15 protein-coding genes are annotated in these 17,266 nt (G+C 68.5%); 12 read left to right on the top strand and 3 right to left on the bottom strand.

What is annotated here, in order from left to right; all coding sequences use genetic code 11:
• Window positions 1–2: 2 nt before the first annotated feature.
• Window positions 3–1,991, bottom strand: coding sequence for a protein-L-isoaspartate(D-aspartate) O-methyltransferase (locus D5S08_RS05800; protein ID WP_121116497.1), 1,989 nt, complete (start codon window positions 1,989–1,991; stop codon window positions 3–5).
• A gap of 178 nt (window positions 1,992–2,169) precedes the next feature.
• Here D5S08_RS05800 and D5S08_RS05805 point away from each other — a divergent pair, with 178 nt between their 5' ends.
• Genes D5S08_RS05805 through D5S08_RS05815 form a run of 3 tightly spaced genes read left to right on the top strand, consistent with a single transcriptional unit; the run spans window position 2,170 to window position 5,866 of the window.
• On the top strand, window positions 2,170–2,682 hold the full coding sequence (locus D5S08_RS05805; protein ID WP_121116499.1) for a 2Fe-2S iron-sulfur cluster-binding protein: 513 nt from the start codon (window positions 2,170–2,172) through the stop codon (window positions 2,680–2,682).
• Window positions 2,682–3,665 carry an FAD binding domain-containing protein gene (locus D5S08_RS05810; RefSeq protein WP_121117032.1) on the top strand — a complete coding sequence of 328 codons (984 nt, stop codon included), beginning with the start codon at window positions 2,682–2,684 and terminating at the stop codon, window positions 3,663–3,665. The genes D5S08_RS05805 and D5S08_RS05810 overlap by 1 nt, the downstream gene beginning before the upstream one ends.
• Window positions 3,662–5,866, top strand: a complete 2,205-nt coding sequence (locus D5S08_RS05815) for a xanthine dehydrogenase family protein molybdopterin-binding subunit (protein WP_121116501.1) — start codon at window positions 3,662–3,664, stop codon at window positions 5,864–5,866. Before D5S08_RS05810 ends, D5S08_RS05815 begins: the two co-directional genes overlap by 4 nt.
• On the opposite strand, the gene D5S08_RS05820 is transcribed toward D5S08_RS05815, so the two are convergent.
• Entirely contained in the window at window positions 5,863–6,873 is a 1,011-nt protein-coding gene (locus D5S08_RS05820; protein ID WP_121116503.1) for a LacI family DNA-binding transcriptional regulator, read from the bottom strand. The genes D5S08_RS05815 and D5S08_RS05820 overlap by 4 nt on opposite strands.
• A gap of 129 nt (window positions 6,874–7,002) precedes the next feature.
• Here D5S08_RS05820 and D5S08_RS05825 point away from each other — a divergent pair, with 129 nt between their 5' ends.
• The 9 genes from D5S08_RS05825 to D5S08_RS05865 all read left to right on the top strand — a co-directional run bounded on the left by D5S08_RS05825 (window position 7,003) and on the right by D5S08_RS05865 (window position 16,133).
• Entirely contained in the window at window positions 7,003–8,094 is a 1,092-nt protein-coding gene (locus D5S08_RS05825) for an SPL family radical SAM protein (RefSeq protein WP_121117034.1), read from the top strand.
• Between the two features lie 335 nt (window positions 8,095–8,429).
• Window positions 8,430–8,816, top strand: a complete 387-nt coding sequence (locus D5S08_RS05830; protein WP_126665497.1) for a hypothetical protein — start codon at window positions 8,430–8,432, stop codon at window positions 8,814–8,816.
• A gap of 159 nt (window positions 8,817–8,975) precedes the next feature.
• The gene (locus tag D5S08_RS05835) at window positions 8,976–9,488 is read left to right on the top strand and encodes a hypothetical protein (protein ID WP_121116507.1); all 513 of its coding nucleotides are present in this window, start codon (window positions 8,976–8,978) and stop codon (window positions 9,486–9,488) included.
• Between the two features lie 76 nt (window positions 9,489–9,564).
• Window positions 9,565–10,236, top strand: a complete 672-nt coding sequence (hisG, locus tag D5S08_RS05840) for an ATP phosphoribosyltransferase (RefSeq protein ID WP_121116509.1) — start codon at window positions 9,565–9,567, stop codon at window positions 10,234–10,236.
• Entirely contained in the window at window positions 10,236–11,528 is a 1,293-nt protein-coding gene (hisD, locus tag D5S08_RS05845; protein ID WP_121116511.1) for a histidinol dehydrogenase, read from the top strand. The genes hisG and hisD overlap by 1 nt, the downstream gene beginning before the upstream one ends.
• Window positions 11,525–11,989, top strand: a complete 465-nt coding sequence (nusB, locus tag D5S08_RS05850) for a transcription antitermination factor NusB (RefSeq protein ID WP_121116513.1) — start codon at window positions 11,525–11,527, stop codon at window positions 11,987–11,989. The genes hisD and nusB overlap by 4 nt, the downstream gene beginning before the upstream one ends.
• The gene (gene thiL / locus D5S08_RS05855; protein WP_121116515.1) at window positions 11,986–12,861 is read left to right on the top strand and encodes a thiamine-phosphate kinase; all 876 of its coding nucleotides are present in this window, start codon (window positions 11,986–11,988) and stop codon (window positions 12,859–12,861) included. The genes nusB and thiL overlap by 4 nt, the downstream gene beginning before the upstream one ends.
• A 103-nt stretch (window positions 12,862–12,964) precedes the next feature.
• Complete coding sequence (locus D5S08_RS05860) at window positions 12,965–15,127, top strand: sodium-translocating pyrophosphatase (RefSeq protein ID WP_121116517.1); 2,163 nt, start codon at window positions 12,965–12,967, stop codon at window positions 15,125–15,127.
• A gap of 112 nt (window positions 15,128–15,239) precedes the next feature.
• Entirely contained in the window at window positions 15,240–16,133 is an 894-nt protein-coding gene (locus tag D5S08_RS05865) for an acyl-CoA thioesterase (RefSeq protein ID WP_121116519.1), read from the top strand.
• Window positions 16,134–16,203: 70 nt separating this feature from the next.
• Here the strand turns inward: D5S08_RS05865 and D5S08_RS05870 are convergent, their stop codons facing one another.
• Complete coding sequence (locus D5S08_RS05870; RefSeq protein ID WP_206610293.1) at window positions 16,204–17,229, bottom strand: glycoside hydrolase family 43 protein; 1,026 nt, start codon at window positions 17,227–17,229, stop codon at window positions 16,204–16,206.
• Window positions 17,230–17,266 lie beyond the last annotated feature (37 nt).

Genomic DNA, 17,266 nt, shown 5'->3' on the forward strand with positions numbered 1-17,266 from the left:
ACCTATTCGCCGAACGGGTAGGTCTCCGGCATGCCGCGATGGTGCTCGGGGCCGAGCGGGGTCACCGCCCGCGTCTCGTCGAACCAGACCCAGGCATCCAGCTGATCCGGCAGCACGGCCTCGCTGTAGTGACTCCATCGCTCCGTCTCCGGGCGGTAGATCACGCCAATGAACCGCTCCAGCCGCTGCTCGCACAAGGCCCGGCGCAGCGCCGGATGGCGGCCCGGCGCCAGGTCGAGGAGGAAGCGGTCCACTCCGCTGTCATGGCATAGCCGTTCGTAGGAATCGCTGCGTGACGGCACCACGCGCTTCACCTCCATGTCGCCGTCCCAGTCGGTGGCGGCGGCGACCGTGCCGGTATGGGTGCCGAAGCCGATCAGCGCCGCATCCCCGCCGAACGCCTCGCGTGCCAGCTGCCCGATGTTCAGCTCGCCCCGCGTCTGGCCCATGTCGGTGGCGCGGGCATCGCCGATATGGCTGTTATGCGCCCAGACGATCGCCCTGGCATCCGGCCCCTTGGCGTCCAGCAGGTGACGCAGCGTTTCGAACATGTGCGTATCGCGCAGGTTCCAGCTTTCCGCCCCGCCATGATACATAATCCGGTAGTACCGCTCTGCCGAGGCGACCAGCCGGGCATTCTGGGCCGCGTCCAGGAAGTCGTCGCCATCCTCCGCGGCATAGTTCAGCCGTCTGTCCAGCAGCTCCCGGCACTGGTCGATCACCGCTGCCTCGCATGCGGCGTAGCCCCGGCTGAGCGATGCGCGCCCGTAGGTGGCCGGATCGTTCTGCCACGGCGTCAGGCAGCCATAGCGTTCGCGGGCGACCACCGCCGCTTCCGGATCGACCCGATCCAGATAGTCCAGCACCGCGCCGATCGAGCCCGACATGTTGTAGATGTCGAGCCCGTAGAACCCGGCCCGCTGCTCCGCCGCCAGACCGGCATTGTGCTCGCGCAGCCAGCCGATGAAGGCCTGCACGTCGGTGTTGCGCCACATCCAGCCGGGAAAGCGCTGGAACGGAGGTTCCTCCTGCCGCCGCCGTGGACGGTGGCGGACGAAGCGGTCCACCGCCTCCGCATCGGGCCAGTCCGCCTCCACCGCCACGATCGTGAAGCCGTGATGCGCGACCAGATGGCGGGTGATCGCCGCGCGCGCCTGGTAGAACTCGCTGGTGCCATGGCTCGCCTCTCCCAGCAGCACGACCCGCTTGTCGGCATACCGGTCGAATAGCCTCCCGAAAGCGCGATCGTCGAAGGTGGGCAGCGGTTCGGCGGCATCGGCGATCATCTCCGGAACCGTGCGGCCGCGCGATGCGCCAGGCTTGTGATTGGTGGCCGCGCGGCTGCCATCCTCCGGCCAGCCTTCCTGCCCGATCAGCGGCACGAAACGGACCGGGGCCAGGGTCTCCTCGTCGAAATCGTCCTCTATCCGCGTGATCTTGCACAAGGTCTGCCCGTCCGTGTCTCCGACCGGCATGACCAGCCGCCCGCCCGGGGCAAGCTGGTCCTTCAGCGCCTGCGGCACGTCGGGCCCAGCCGCCGCCACCAGGATCACGTCGAACGGCGCATCATCCGGCGCGCCGCGCGTGCCGTCGCCCAGCCGCACCTCCACATTGGCATAGCCCAGCGCCGCCAGCCGCTCGCGCGCCAGTTCGGCCAGTTCCGCGTGCCGCTCGACCGCGATCACCTCCGCGGCGATCTCGCCCAGCACGGCGGCCGCGTAGCCGGATCCCGCGCCCACCTCCAGCACACGGTCGTCCGCGCTCAGTTCGGCCGCCTCGATCATGGTGGCGACGATCCACGGCTGCGAGATGGTCTGCCCCGCCTCGATCGGCAGGGCGGAGTCCTCATAGGCGAACTCCGCCAGCGCCTCCGGCACGAACCGCTCGCGGGGCACGCGGCGCATGGCGGCCAGCAGCTGCCGGTCGCGGACCCCGCGCCGTTCGATCTGGTTGCGGACCATCCGGTCCCGGCTGGCTGCATGGTCGATCATGCCTCGCACCTCTTCATCTCGGCTGCGGCGATGCGCAGGCCTGGTCCCACCTGTTCGAACATGCCGCGCCACCGGCTGTTCCACCTGCCTGCGCAGGGACGGTGCGCATCGAACATGGTTTAGTTTCGGACCGATCGGGCGCGCAGCGCGTTGGCGGCAATATCAAGGGAGGCGATCCATGCAGTTGACGATCAATGGAACCGCACACGAAATTACGGGCGATCCGCGCACCAGCCTGCTGGATTTCCTGCGCCACGATTGCGGGCTGACCGGCACCAAGAAGGGCTGTGATCACGGCCAGTGCGGGGCCTGTACCGTGCTGGTGAACGGACAACGGGTGAATTCCTGCCTGACGCTGGCGATCATGCAGGACGGGCACGAGGTGACCACGATCGAGGGGATCGGCACCCCCGACGCGATGGACCCGCTGCAGGCGGCCTTTGTGAAGCATGACGGATATCAGTGCGGTTATTGCACGCCCGGCCAGATCTGTTCGGCCAAGGGGATGCTGGCGGAAGCGGCCAATGGCTGGGCCAGCTTCGTCAGCGAGGATCTGGACGGCAAGGTGGAGCTGTCGGCCGAGGAGATCCGCGAACGGATGAGCGGCAATCTGTGCCGCTGCGGCGCCTACTCCAACATCGTCGATGCGATCACCGAAGCCATGAGCACCCAAACCGCGGGAGCCGAATGATGCGTCCTTTCCAGTACATGCGTCCCGATGGCCTCGGTCACGCCGGGCAATTGCTGGGGGACGGCGCCCGGCCGATCGCCGGCGGTACCAACCTGCTGGACCTGATGAAGCTGGAGGTGGAGGTGCCGGACCGGCTGGTCGACCTCAACCGCCTGCCGCTGGGCGGGATAGAGCCGACCGACAATGGCGGCATGCGGATCGGTGCGCTGGTCACGAACAGCGCCTGTGCGGCGGACCCGCGCATCCGGCGCAACTATCCGGTGCTGGCCCGCGCCATCCTGGCTGGTGCGACCTTCCAGCTGCGCAACATGGCCACCACCGGCGGCAATCTGTGCCAGCGGACCCGGTGCTATTATTTCTACAACATCGATCAGCCGTGCAACAAGCGGGAGCCCGGCACCGGCTGCGGCGCGATCGGCGGGCATAACCGCATCCATGCGATCCTGGGCGCCAGCGACAGCTGCATCGCCACTTACCCCGGCGACATGGCGGTAGCTCTATCGGCGCTGGACGCCACGGTGGAGATCGAGCGGCCCGACGGCACCAGCCGCCAAGTGCCCGTTCGCGAGTTCCACCGCCTGCCCGGTGACACGCCGCAGCTCGACAATGTGCTGGAGCCCGGGGAGGTCATCACCGCCGTCATCCTGCCGCCGCCCGCCGGTGGCAGGCAGCTGTACCGCAAGGTGCGCGACCGGGCATCCTACGCCTTCGCGCTGGTGTCGGTGGCGGCCGTGGTGCGGATGGATGGCGACACCATCGGCTCGGCCGCGCTCGCCTTTGGCGCGCTGGCGCACAAGCCGTGGCACGATCCGCGGGTCGAGCAGCTGCTGGCCGGCCAGGCCCCGTCCGACGCCCTGTTCCACCAGGCCGCCGACCTGCTGCTGCAGGATGCCGAAGGGCAGGGCGAAAACGACTTCAAGATCCCGCTGACCCGCCGCACGCTGCTGGCGGTCTTGCGCGAAGCGACCGGAGGTGCCGCATGACCCGTTCCCTCACCATGGACCGCCCGGACGATCGCAACCGCCTCGATGCGATGGCACAGGGCGTGATCGGTCAGCCGCTCGACCGGCCGGACGGCCCGGCCAAGGTCACCGGCACGGCGCCCTATGCCGCCGAGTATCCCGTCGACGGCATGGCCGAAGGCGTGCTCGTCACCGCCACGATCAGCAAGGGCGAGGTGACGGCGATCGACGAGCAATCCGTCCTGTCCATGCCGGGCGTCCTCGCCGTCATCTCCGACCAGCGGATGACCGCGCGCGCGGCGCAGGGCGGCGCGGGCGAGGCCCCGGTGCAGCAGGTGCGGCAGGTGCAATATTATGGCCAGCCGATTGCCGTCGTGCTGGCCGAGACCTTTGAGCAGGCGCGCGACGCCGCCAAGCACCTGAAGGTGACCTACCGCGAAGATGATGACGCTGTCACGGACCCACACGATCCCGCCGCGCCGACCGAAACCTATGACGAACCGATCGACCAGGGCAATCTGGCGCAGGCCATGGCGCAGGCGGCCTATGCGGTCGACGTGACCTACACCACCGAAGGCCACAACAGCGCGCCGATGGAGCCGCATGCCAGCATCGCGGAGTGGGACGGGCAGACGCTGACGCTGCATTCCAGCCTGCAGATGCTCGCCTACAACCAGAAGGAACTGGCCGACTCGCTCGACCTGGCGCCGGAGCAGGTGCGCCTGATCTCACCCTATGTCGGCGGCGGCTTTGGATCGAAACTGGGGATCAGCCCGGAAGGCGTCGCGGCATCGGTCGCGGCGATGCAGCTGAACCGTCCGGTGCGTGTCGTCATGCTGCGCCAGCAGGTGTTCCAGTGCGTGATGCGCCGGTCGGAAACCACGCAGCGCCTGCGTCTGGCCGCCGATGCCAATGGCCGCCTGACCGGCTTCGGACATGAGGCGCGCGTCTCCAACCTGCCGGAGGAGGAGTTCGCCGAGCCGGTCACGCAGGCGAGCGAGTTCCTCTACCCGGGCGAGCACCGCCGGCTCGCCATCGAACTGGCCCGCGTCAATCTGATGACGGCCGGATCCGTCCGCGCCCCGGGCGAGGCGGTCGGCATGCAGGTGCTGGAATCCGCGATGGACGAACTCGCCAATGCCATCGGCATGGACCCGGTGGAGCTGCGCCTGCGCAACATCCCGGACCAGCACCCGAGCGAGGGCATCCCCTACAGCTCCCGCAAGCTGGTCGAGTGCCTGAAGGCCGGCGCCGAACGCTTCGGCTGGGACGGGTCCGACCGAACTCCGGGCCAGCGGCGGGAGGGCGAATGGTGGATCGGCACCGGCATGGCCAATGCCTGCCGCGTCCACAACATCAACGAGGCGCAGGCCCGCGTCACCCTGTCTCCTGACGGCACGGCCATCGTCGCCAGCGACATGACCGATATCGGCACCGGCACCTATGCCATCCTGGGCCAGATCGCCGGCGAGATGCTCGGCCTCGATCCCGCCGACGTGCTGGTGCAGCTGGGCGACACGACCCTGCCGCCCGGCTCCGGTTCCGGCGGCAGCTGGGGCGCGGCCTCCACGGGTTCCGCCGTGTTCGAGGCATGCGAGGCGATCCGCGAGCATCTGGCGGAACAGCTGGGCACGACGGAGGAGGAGCTGACGCTGAAGGACGGCTTCGCCATCGCCGGCAACCGCCGCGTCGCCCTGCCGGACCTGCTGGCCGGCGCTGAGGTGGAACGCACCGGCCACTTCAAGCCCGGCGAGATCACCGAAGCCTTCGCGGCGGCCATGTATGGCGCCTTCTTCGCGGAAGTGGCAGTGAATGCCTATACCGGCGAGACGCGCGTGCGCCGCTTCGCCGGCGCCTTCAGCATGGGCCGGGTGCTGAACGAAAAGACCGCCACCTCGCAATGCATGGGCGGCATGGTCTGGGGCATCGGCAGCGCCCTGACCGAGGAACTGACCTTCGACGCGCGCGACGGTCACCTCGTCAATCCCGACCTCGCCGAATATCACATCCCCGTGAACCTGGACGTGCCGCATCTGGATGTGGTGCTGGTGGACGAACGCGACCCCGCCGGCAGCCCGCTGCAGGCCAAGGGCGTAGGCGAACTGGGCATCTGCGGCGCGGCCGGCGCGATCAACAACGCCATTTACCACGCCTGTGGCGTGCGCGTGCGCAGCTTCCCCATGACGCCGGACAAGCTGCTGGCCGAACTGCCGGATCCTTAAGCCGACTGGCGCCGCACCAGCTGCGGCGCCAGTTGCAGGGAACCGGGCTCCTCGCCATCGATGCGGCGGAACATCAGGTCCAGCATGATCGCCGCGGCCTGCTCCAGATCCTGCCGCACGGTGGTCAGCGCGGGCAGCACATGGGCCGCCAGGCTGACATCGTCATAGCCGACCACCGCCACATCGCCGGGCACGCTGCGCCCGTTCTCCGCCAGCGCCCGGATCACCCCCATCGCGATCACGTCCGATGCGGCGACCACGCCGTCGATCGCCTGCGGACCTGCCAGATGGCCCGCCAGCCCTTGGGTCAGCGGCGCCCGGTCCGCATCGAAGGACAGCGGCACGCCGATCTGCGGGCCGGGCGCGATCCCCGCATCCGCCAGCGCGGCCAGGTAGCCGGCATGCCGCGCCGCCAGTTCCGGGATGTCCGTCATGCCGGCATAGGCGATCCGCCGCCGCCCTGCCGCCAGCAGATGCTCCGTCGCCAGCCGCCCGCCCGCATGATTGTCCGTGCCGACGCAGCAATAGCCCGCCGACGCCTCCCCCCACACGACCAGCGGGCGATAGGTCCGCGCCACTTCGCGCAGGCGGGCATCCTGGTCGGACTGGCACAGCACGATGATCCCGTCCACGCGCCCGCTCAGCGCCAGGCTTTCCAGCCATCCGGCATCCTCCGGCGCGCCGCTCGACAGCAGCATGGCATGGCCGCGCAGCGCCAGCCCTTCCATCAGCTGGCCGATCAGCGCGGTGTAGAACGGGTCGGACACGCCTTGCGCGCTGGGGTGGCCCAGCGGGATCACCACGCCGATCGCCTGCGTGCGCCCCAGCCGCAGATTGCGCGCGGTCTGGTTGATGCGAAAGCCATGATCCGCCGCAATGGCCAGCACCTTCTGCCGCGTGGCCGGGCTGATCTGCGCATGGCCGGACAGCGCGCGCGAGACGGTGGCCGTGGTCACCCCGGCCAAAGCGGCGATATCCGCCAGTCTGGTCACCTGCCTCTGCGTCATCACGAACTCCCTGCCGCCCCTTGCGCCAGCTAAGTGGCCCGGCGGCAAGCTCTTTCTCCATCGGCCGGCTGATCGGGCGTCCGGCGCGCCTGCGTGAACCCGAAGGCGCGGGCGTTCGTTGCACCCTTCATGCAGCCCGCATCCACCCCTTCGCGTCCGCGCCCGCCGGCCCCCTGGCGTCCGCGCCGCCTGCTCGTTACGCGCGCCGCGCTGACCTTTGCGCATGGCCGCGCCATGATGGAGCGGGCCACCGCCATGGGGGTGGAGGTGGTCGAGCTGCCCGGCGACCGGCTGAAGCTCGACCTGGCCGACGATCCGCGCCAGGCCTATGCCCAGGCCAAGGCCACGCTGGCCCTCACCGTCGCGCCCCCGTCCAAGCGCCGCCTGCAACCCATCGCGCCCAGCGCGGACTGGCGGGTGGACCTGGCCGAGGGGTGCCCGGCGCACTGTTCCTACTGCTATCTCGCCGGATCGCTCAAAGGTCCGCCCATCACCCGCGTCTATGCCAATCTCGACGAGATACTGGACGGTCTGCCGGCCTATCTGGGGCAGGGCACCATCACCTCCCGCAATGCCGCGCGGGTGGCGGAAGGCACCACGTTCGAGGCGTCCTGCTACACCGATCCGCTGGCGCTGGAGCCGCTGACCGGCTCCCTGTCCGCCACCGTTGCATGGTTCGGGCGCTGGCAGGCCGATGCGCAGCTGCGTTTCACCACCAAGTTCGCGGACGTGACGCCACTGCTCGCGCTGGATCATGGCGGCCGCACGCGGATGCGCGCTTCGGTCAATCCGGCCGCCTTTGCCCGGTTCGAAGGCGGCACCTCGCCGGTGGCGCAGCGCCTTGCCGCGCTCGCCGACATGGCCCGGGCCGGTTACCCGGTGGGCCTGACCATCGCCCCGATCATCGCCGCACCCGGCTGGCAGGACGCCTATGCCCAGCTGATCGTGGACGCTGCCGCGGCGCTTTCCGGCATTGCCGGGCTGGACCTCACGATAGAGCTGATCACCCATCGCTTCACGCCGGGCTCCAGGGCGGTGCTGACCAGCTGGTATCCCGGCTCCGCCCTCGACATGACGGACGCCAACCGCGTCACCAAGCGGACCAAGTTCGGCAGCGAGAAGCAGGTCTACGACACGGCGACGATGCGCGAACTGCGCTGCTTCTTTGAAGGGCGGCTGGCGGACGGCCTGCCCACCGGGCGAATATTGTACTGGACCTAAGCGGAAGTGGATTGATCCAAGCCATGCCTACAGCCTGACAGACTCGAGGATGAGTGGAGTGGAAAATGTCCGCTCCAGAAGGCAAATGGACGAGGCAATTTCCCGCCAAACGATGCTCTACAGACAGGTCGCTGTCTTCAGCCTCAGTAGCTGATTGCTGTGTGTAAGATCCGCTCTGAAAGCTGCTAGACTTGGTTTGTCGCAGTCCCTTGCTGAACGTCAGATAAACAATTTCCATCCGTCCGCCCTTGCCATCATCTCGCCGCATTTCGGGGAGCCATCCGGTCCGGCCATGCGTCTGTTCGACACATAGTGCCACTCTGGAGGTAACTGACATGAAGATTGTTCTCAAAGGTCTGATGGCTGCGACATTGCTGGGCGGGCTGGGCGGGCTGGGCGGTATGGCTCAGGCGCAGGATATGACGACGATGCCGCAGGATACGACAACCCCGCAACAGACCGCGCCGATGCCGACCGATCCGATGAGGCCGACCGATCCGATGTCGCCGACCGATCCGCTTGACCCGAACGGCCCGGTCACGGCACCGACCACCACCTCGCCGATGGAGCCGGCTCCGACCACGCCAACCACGCCCGATGCCACCCTGCCAGACGGCGATGACGACGCGATGGATAACGGCATGGTGGACGAGCCCATCACCGATCCGATGGTGCAGGATGGCGTGGAAGATCGCACGACCGTGGATGCGCCTGTGCCCTGACGCACTGCCGTCCCGGTAGAACAGACCAGCCTCCCTTCGCCCGTGCGGAGGGGGGCTGGTCTGCATCAGGGCCAGGTGTCGGGACAATCCGGTGGCGTGAGGTTGCGGGCAGCCGAAAGTATTTTCCTACACCCGTCGCCCGCGCTTACGCGCGTGGGCATGAGCAACCGCCGCAACTCCAGCAAACGCCCGCGCCACAAGCCGTGGGCACCTTATCTCAAGCTGCCCGCCTTCCTGCCCGTCCCGCTGCGCACCCGCAAGGACGGCTGGAGCCCGGCGCGGCAGGCTCGCTTCATCGCCCTGCTCGCCGAAACCGCCTGCGTGCGGAAGGCCGCACAGCTGCTCGGCCTGACCCGCGAGTCCGCCTATCGCCTGCGCAAGCATCCCGGCGCCGGCTCGTTCCGTGCCGCATGGGAGACCGCGATAAGGGGAAAACAGCAGCCCCGCTGGAAGTTCACACAGGCCGAGGCATACCAGCTGGCGCTCGCTGGCCCGTTCCACATCGCGCTGCATCGTGGCTGCGCGCGCACCATCTGGAGAAAACCGGACGATTCCAGGCTGTTGAGCGCCATCAACCGCCTCGATCGGGTGCTCGGCGAAGGCTTGCCCAGCTGGCTGGACGATCCGTTCGCCTGGCTGGACGTGCGGCGACAAATCCGTCGTATGGTGTAACCCCCGGGGACGCGCGTCATGTGTTGCCGCCGCCCGATTGCCCTTTGCCCTTGGCCCCCTTATGTGCGGCCCCGCCATGGGCCAATCCCGACCACTGACATTCGCCGTGCCCAAGGGGCGCATCCTGGAAGAGGCGCTGCCCGTGATGGCGCGCGCCGGCATCGTTCCGGAGGCTGCCTTCCATGACAAGGGCAATCGCGCGCTCAGCTTCGCCAGCGATGACGGGGCGACCCGCATCATCCGCGTGCGCGCCTTCGACGTCGCCACCTTCGTCGCGTTCGGTGCGGCGCAGGCTGGCATCGTCGGGTCGGACGTGATCGAGGAGTTCGACTATTCGGAGCTTTACGCCCCCGTCGATCTCGCCATCGGCCATTGCCGCCTGTCCGTGGCGGAACCGCGCGAAGGGCAGGGGGCGGACGACCTCTCCGCCCGCGCCAGCCATCTGCGCATCGCCACCAAATACCCCAACATCGCCAGCCGCTGGTTCGAACGCCGCGGCATCCAGGCCGAATGCGTCAAGCTGAACGGCGCGATGGAGCTGGCCCCGTCGCTGGGCCTCAGCGGGCGCATCGTCGACCTGGTGTCCAGCGGGCGCACGCTGGCGGAGAACGGCCTGGTGGAAACCGACCGCATCATGGAGGTGTCGGCCCGGCTGATCGTCAACCGCGCCGCCCTGAAGACCGACCCGCGCGTGGCCAAACTGGTGGACCGCTTCCGCGCGCTCGTGCCCGTGGCGGAGCCGGCCTGATGCTGCGCCTCCACACCGGCGATGCCGATTTCGAACGCCGCTTCGCCCGTTTGGTCGATGATCGCCGCGAAAGCGATGGCGATGTCGCCCGCGCCGTGACCGACATCCTGCACGACGTGCGCCACCGCGGCGATGCGGCGCTGGCCGACTATACGCTGCGGTTCGACAAGCACACGCTCGCCAGTGATGCCGACTGGCGCATCACGGCGGAGGATTGCCGCGCTGCCTTCGACGCGCTCGACCCCGACCTGCGGGCTGCGCTGGAACTCGCCGCCGACCGGATCACCGCCTATCACCGCGACCAGCTCCCCGCCGACCGCGACTTCACCGACGATGCCGGCGTGCGGCTGGGCGCGAAGTGGAGCGCGGTGGACGCCGCCGGGCTTTATGTCCCGGGCGGCCGGGCGGCCTACCCCTCCAGCCTGCTGATGAACGCCATCCCGGCCAAGGTTGCCGGGGTGCAGCGGCTCGTCGTCGTCACCCCCACGCCCAAGGGGCAGAGCAATCCGCTGGTCCTCGCTGCCGCGCATCTGGCTGGCGTGGACGAGGTCTGGCGCGTCGGCGGCGCGCAGGCGATCGGCGCGCTGGCCTACGGCACCGCCCGCATCGCGCCAGTTGATGCCGTCGTGGGCCCCGGCAACGCCTATGTGGCGGAGGCGAAGCGCCAGCTCTACGGCGTGGTCGGCATCGACATGGTGGCCGGCCCGTCGGAGATCCTGGTGATCGCCGACGGCCGGAACGATCCCGACTGGATCGCCGCCGACCTGCTCAGCCAAGCCGAGCATGATCCGGCTGCGCAGTCGATCCTGATCACGGACGATCCCGCATTCGCCGATCTGGTGGCCGATGCGGTGGACGTGCAATGCGCCCAGCTGGCGACGGAACGCACCGCCCGCGAAAGCTGGAACGCGCATGGCGTGATCATCCTGGTCGGCGACCTCGCGGCAGAGGCGCCCGCCCTTGCCAACCGCCTTGCCGCGGAGCACGTCGAACTGGCAGTGGACGATCCGGAGGCGATGTTCGCGCAGCTGCGCCATGCCGGCAGCGTGTTCCTGGGCCGCCACACGCCGGAGGCGGTCGGGGACTATGTCGCCGGCCCCAACCACGTCCTGCCCACCGGTCGCCGCGCCCGCTTCGCCAGCGGCCTGTCGGTGCTCGATTTCATGAAGCGCACCAGCTTCATCTCGCTCGATGCCGCGGCTCTCGCCCGCATCGGTCCCGCCGCGATTGCCCTGGCCCGTGCCGAAGGCTTGCCGGCCCATGCCCGTTCCGTGGAGTTGCGTCTCCCATGAGTAACAAGTCCAAGTCCGTCGCCCGCTCCGCCGCCCGCCTCGCCGCGGTGCAGGCACTTTACCAGCGGGAGATGGAGAAGACGCCGCTGCCCATGCTGCTGGACGAGTTCCACCAGCACCGCCTGGGCCGTCCGATCGAGGAAGAACCGATCGAGCAGGCGGAGCTGGCCTTCTTCGACGACGTGGTCAAGGGTGCGCTCGCCCGGGCGGAGGAGATCGACACGCTGGTGGAGAGCAAGCTCGCCAGCGGCTGGAGCCTGACGCGGCTGGACCGCACCATGAAGCAGATCCTGCGCTGCGGCACTTACGAGCTGCTGGCGCGCCACGACGTGCCGGTGGGCACCGTGATCAGCGAATATCTCGACATCGCCCACGCCTTCTTCGACGCGCGGGAAACCAAGTTCGCCAACGGCGTGCTGGACGCGGTTGCCAAGGCGGTGCGCCCCTCCGCCAGCCGGTGAGCCGCGAGGCCGCCTTCATCGACGGGCTGCGGTTCCTGGCCGGGCATCCTGCTGCCCGCGGTCTGGCCGACGATACGGCAGTGCTGGAGATCGGCGGCGAGGCGCTGGTGCTGACGCACGACATGCTGGTGGAAGGCGTCCATGTCCTGCCCGGGCAGGATGCGGCCGACATCGCCTGGAAGCTGGTGGCCACCAACCTGTCCGATCTCGCCGCGAAGGGCGCGGAGCCGGTGGGCGTGCTGCTGGGGCACATGCTGGGCGATGATGACGAACGCTTCCTGCTGGGACTGTCCCAGGTGTTGGGCCGGTATGACGTGCCGCTGCTGGGCGGCGACACGGTGGCGGGCGGACCTCAGCGCAGCTGGGGCCTGACCGCGATCGGCCGCGCCACGCACCGCCCGGTGCCGGGTCGCAGCGGTGCGCAGCCCGGGGATGGACTGTGGCTGACCGGCCCGGTCGGCGCGGCCCTGATGGGCTTCGAGGCGCTGCGCGACGGGACGGGCGCGGACAGCACCGCCTACCGCCGGCCGCACCCGCTGCTGGCAGAGGGCACGGCGCTCGCCCCGCTGGCAACCGCCATGATGGATGTGTCGGACGGCTTGCTGCTCGACAGCTGGCGACTGGCGGAGGCGAGCGCTGTGTCCATCGCGATCGATACGGCCGCTGTACCCATCGCCGCGCCCGAGTCCCGCCGGCTGGAGGCGCTGAGCTGGGGCGATGATTACCAGCTGCTGTTCACCCTGCCGCCCGGCACGCAGCCCCCCGTGCCCGCCACGCAGGTCGGCCAGGTGGAGCCGCTCGGCTTCGTGCCGCTGTTCGTGGACGGGCAGCCGATCGCCAATGCCGCAGGGTTGGGTTGGCAACACAACTGATTAGCATCGCAGCTTTTTGCTTGCGCACTTAGGATCATCGGGCCTAGCCTGACCTCTTGATGGACCCGGCGACTATGATCGGGCCGCAGGGAGAGGATCGCCGATGGACTTGATCGGTATCGCCGTGGGCCTTGGCCTGCTGGCCATCGTCTATGGCCTGGTGACTGGGCGGCAGGTGCTGCGCAGCGCCACCGGCACAGACCGCATGCGGGAGATCGCCGCCGCCATCCAGGAAGGCGCGCAGGCCTATCTGCGGCGGCAATATACCACCATCGCCCTGGTCGGCGCGGTCATGGCGGTGATCGTGCTGCTGCTGCTCGGGCCGATCAGCGCCAGCGGCTTCGTCATCGGGGCGGTGCTGTCGGGCGCGGCGGGCTTTATCGGCATGATCATCTCCGTCCGCGCCAATCTGCGCACCGCGGCTGCGGCGGGCGAGGGATTGCAGCAGGGGCTGACACTGGCCTTCCGCAGCGGAGCCATCACCGGCATGCTGGTGGCGGGACTGGCGCTGCTGTCGATCGCGGTGTTCTTCGGCCTGCTGGTCGGTGTGTTTGGCCTCGACCCGGACGATCGGCAGGTCATCGATGCGCTGGTCGCGCTGGCGTTCGGCGCAAGCCTGATCTCCATCTTCGCCCGGCTGGGCGGCGGCATCTTCACCAAGGCGGCCGATGTCGGCGCCGATCTGGTGGGCAAGGTGGAGGCCGGCATCCCGGAGGACGACCCGCGCAACCCGGCGGTGATCGCAGACAATGTGGGCGACAATGTCGGCGATTGCGCCGGCATGGCGGCCGACCTGTTCGAGACTTACGTGGTGACGGTGGGCGCAACCATGGTGCTGACTGCGCTGCTGGTGCGCAATATGGGCGATCTGCTGCTGCCGCTGATGACGCTGCCGCTGCTGATCGGGGGCGTGTGCATCGTCACTTCCATCATCGGCACCTATGCCGTGCGGTTGGGCCGCGGCACCAATGTGATGGGCGCGATGTACAAGGGTTTCGGCCTGACCGCGCTGCTGTCGGTCCCCGCGATCTGGTTCGCCATCAACCTGGCGCTGGGCGACATGAATGCGGCGATCGGCGGGGACGCGCTGCTGCGCGGCACGCAGGATGTCATGCCCGGCCAGCCGATCGACACGGAAGGGATGGCCGCGCAGGTGCGGCCCTTCACCGGCTGGGCGCTGTTCGCCTGCTGCATGGTGGGCCTGGCCATCACGGCGGCGATCATCTGGATCACCGAATATTACACCGGCACCAATTACCGCCCGGTCCGCTCCATCGCCAGGGCGAGCGAGACGGGGCACGGCACCAATGTCATCCAGGGTCTCGCCATCAGCCTGGAGGCGACCGCGCTGCCGACGCTGGTGATCGTGGCCGGGATCATCGGCGCCTACGAAATCGCCGGCCTGATCGGCATCGCCTATGCCGCGACCGCCATGCTGGCACTGGCGGGCATGGTGGTGGCGCTGGACGCCTATGGCCCGGTGACCGACAATGCCGGCGGCATCGCGGAAATGGCCGGCCTGCCGCAGGAGGTGCGCGCCAGGACCGATGGGCTGGATGCGGTGGGCAACACCACCAAGGCGGTGACCAAGGGGTACGCCATCGGTTCCGCCGGCCTCGCTGCGCTGGTGCTGTTCGCCGCCTACACCACCGATCTGACCGAGTTCTTCCCCGGGCTGGATGTCGATTTCAGCCTGGAGAACCCGTATGTCATCGTCGGCCTGCTGCTGGGCGCGCTGCTGCCATATCTGTTCGGCGCGATGGGCATGACCGCCGTGGGCCGCGCGGCGGGGGACGTGGTGCAGGATGTGCGCGCGCAGTTCCATGCCGATCCCGGCATCATGGCCGGCACCAGCAAGCCGGACTATGCCCGCACGGTGGACCTGGTGACCAAGGCCGCGATCAAGGAGATGATCCTGCCCAGCCTGCTACCGGTGCTGGCACCTCCGGCGGTCTATTTCGGGATCACGCTGGTGGCGGGGCAGCAGAACGGCTTCGCCGCGCTGGGCGCGCTGCTGCTGGGCGTGATCGTCAGCGGGTTGTTCGTGGCCCTGTCCATGACCAGCGGCGGCGGCGCGTGGGACAATGCCAAGAAGTATATCGAGGACGGCAATCACGGCGGCAAGGGATCGGAGGCGCACAAGGCGGCGGTGACCGGTGACACGGTGGGCGATCCGTACAAGGACACGGCCGGCCCGGCAGTCAACCCGATGATCAAGATCACCAATATTGTCGCCCTGCTGTTGCTGGCCGCACTGGCCGGGTGACAGCATAGTGCGACAGTCGGGCAACAGGAGAAGGATGTACGGCTGACGTTTCATTGCCGGGACATGCAATGAAGTTGACTAGGCTTGCCGTGCCGCGCATCTGCGACGGACGATGGCCAGCCATGACTCAAAAGGGCCCACGCCCGAACAGTTGGTAGCGGAGCTGACGCTGCTGCTGGATCTGGAACCGCGCGGCGGAGACCGTTTCATCGGCCGCCGGCAACCGGACGCCGCCGGACGGGTGTTCGGCGGGCAGGCGATCGCGCAGGCCCTGGGTGCCGCGCGCCGCACCGTGCCGGACAGCCGCACCGCCAATTCGCTGCACGCCTATTTCCTGCGCGCCGGCACCGACAAGGAGCCGATCGAGTTCCGCGTGAAGCGCGACCTGGACGGCAACAGCTTCTCCAACCGGCGGGTGGTGGCGAGCCAGCAGGGGCAGCCGATCCTGAACCTGCTCGTGTCCTTTCAGGAGCCGCAGGACGGCCCGGCGCACCAATATGCGCAGATGCCGGACGTGCCTCCGCCGGAAGAGCTGGTGTCCGACGCGCAGATCCGCCGGCATGTGGCCGAACAGATGCCCGACGGACTGGCCAAGCAGTTCATGATCCGCAGCCGTCCGATCGACTTCCGGTCGGTGGAGCCGCGCGACTGGCTGGACCCGCAGCCGCGTGCGCCGGTGGCGCATGTGTGGTTCCGCACCGTGGCCCCGCTGCCGGACTTGCGACCGGTGCACAATGCGGTGCTGGCATATGCCAGCGACTTCCAGCTGCTTTCCACCGCGCTGCAGCCGCACGGCCTCAGCTTCCCGCGCGGTGATGTGAAGGCCGCCAGCCTGGACCATGCGCTGTGGTTCCATGGCGAGTTCCGGGCCGATGACTGGCTGCTCTACGTCATCGAGAGCCCGTGGTCGGGCCAGGCCCGCGGTTTTGGCCGCGGGCAGATCTTCACCCGCGACGGCCGCTTGGTGGCGAGCGTGGCGCAAGAGGGCATGGTGCGTCTGGCCTGACCCATGCGGCGCTCTCGTCCTCCCCATGCTGCACACGGGGAGGATTGGAGGTCGGCAATGCGGGCCGCCCTCAGCGGCACGGCCCCGTCGACACGCCCTGCCGCGTTTGCGCGATCGCCCGCATCAGCCCGTTCTCATCATAGGTGATCCGCTCCGCCGCGACCGAGCGGCGATATTGCGAGCCCGGCTTGCCGTCGATCGTCAGAGTGCCGTTGTGGTAGATGAAGTACCAGTCGCCCTTGAACTCCTCGATCCCTGCATGGATCGTGAAGCTGTTCTCCGCCTCCCCGGTCAGTTCGCCGCGATAGGTCCAGGGACCCGCCATGGAGGGCGCCGTGGCGTAGGAGATGCGCTCGTTCGTCTGCTCCGGCTCCTTGATGGAGGCGTAGGTCAGGTAATACAGGTTGCCGCGCTTGTGCAGCCACGGCCCTTCCAGATAATTGGTCAGCTGCAGTTCCTGCGGCGGGCCGTCCAGCTCGATCATATTGGGCTTCAGCTTCGCCAGGTACAGGTTGGAATTGCCCCACGCCATGTAGGCCGTGCCGTCATCGTCGATCAGCACGGTCGGGTCGATATCGCTCCAGGTGCGCCAGGTATCCTTGTTGTCCAGCACCAGCGCCGATCCGCGCGCATCGACGAAGGGCCCGAGCGGGCTGTCGCCCACCGCGACGCCGATCGCCTTGCCGCCATGCGGCTGCTTGTGCTGCGCCGTGACGTAGAAGTAGAACTTGCCGTCCTTTTCCACCATCTGCGAAGCCCATGCCTCGCCAGTGGACCAGCTGAAATCGGTCGGCTTCATGAAGGCCCCGTGATCGGTCCAGCTCTGCATGTCGGTGGTGGAATAGGCGACCCACTCGTCGATCCTGAAGTGCTCGTCCCCATCGTCGTGTCCGGCATAAATATACATCCGGTCGCCCACGGTCAGCGGCGCAGGGTCCGCGGTCCAGCGGTTGCGGAACAGCGGGTTGCAGCCGTCCGACACTGCCATTGCCGCGCTGTTGCCGGTTACACCCGCCGGCGCTTGCGTGGTGCAGCCGGCGGCCAGCAGCGTCGCCAGGGCGGAGGTGGCGGCAAGGATGGGGCGGGGGTGGGGCACGAGAACTCTCCTGGGCTGGTCTGCTTTTGTCAGACAT

Source organism: Croceibacterium ferulae (genome assembly GCF_003660445.1).
GTDB lineage: Bacteria > Pseudomonadota > Alphaproteobacteria > Sphingomonadales > Sphingomonadaceae > Croceibacterium > Croceibacterium ferulae.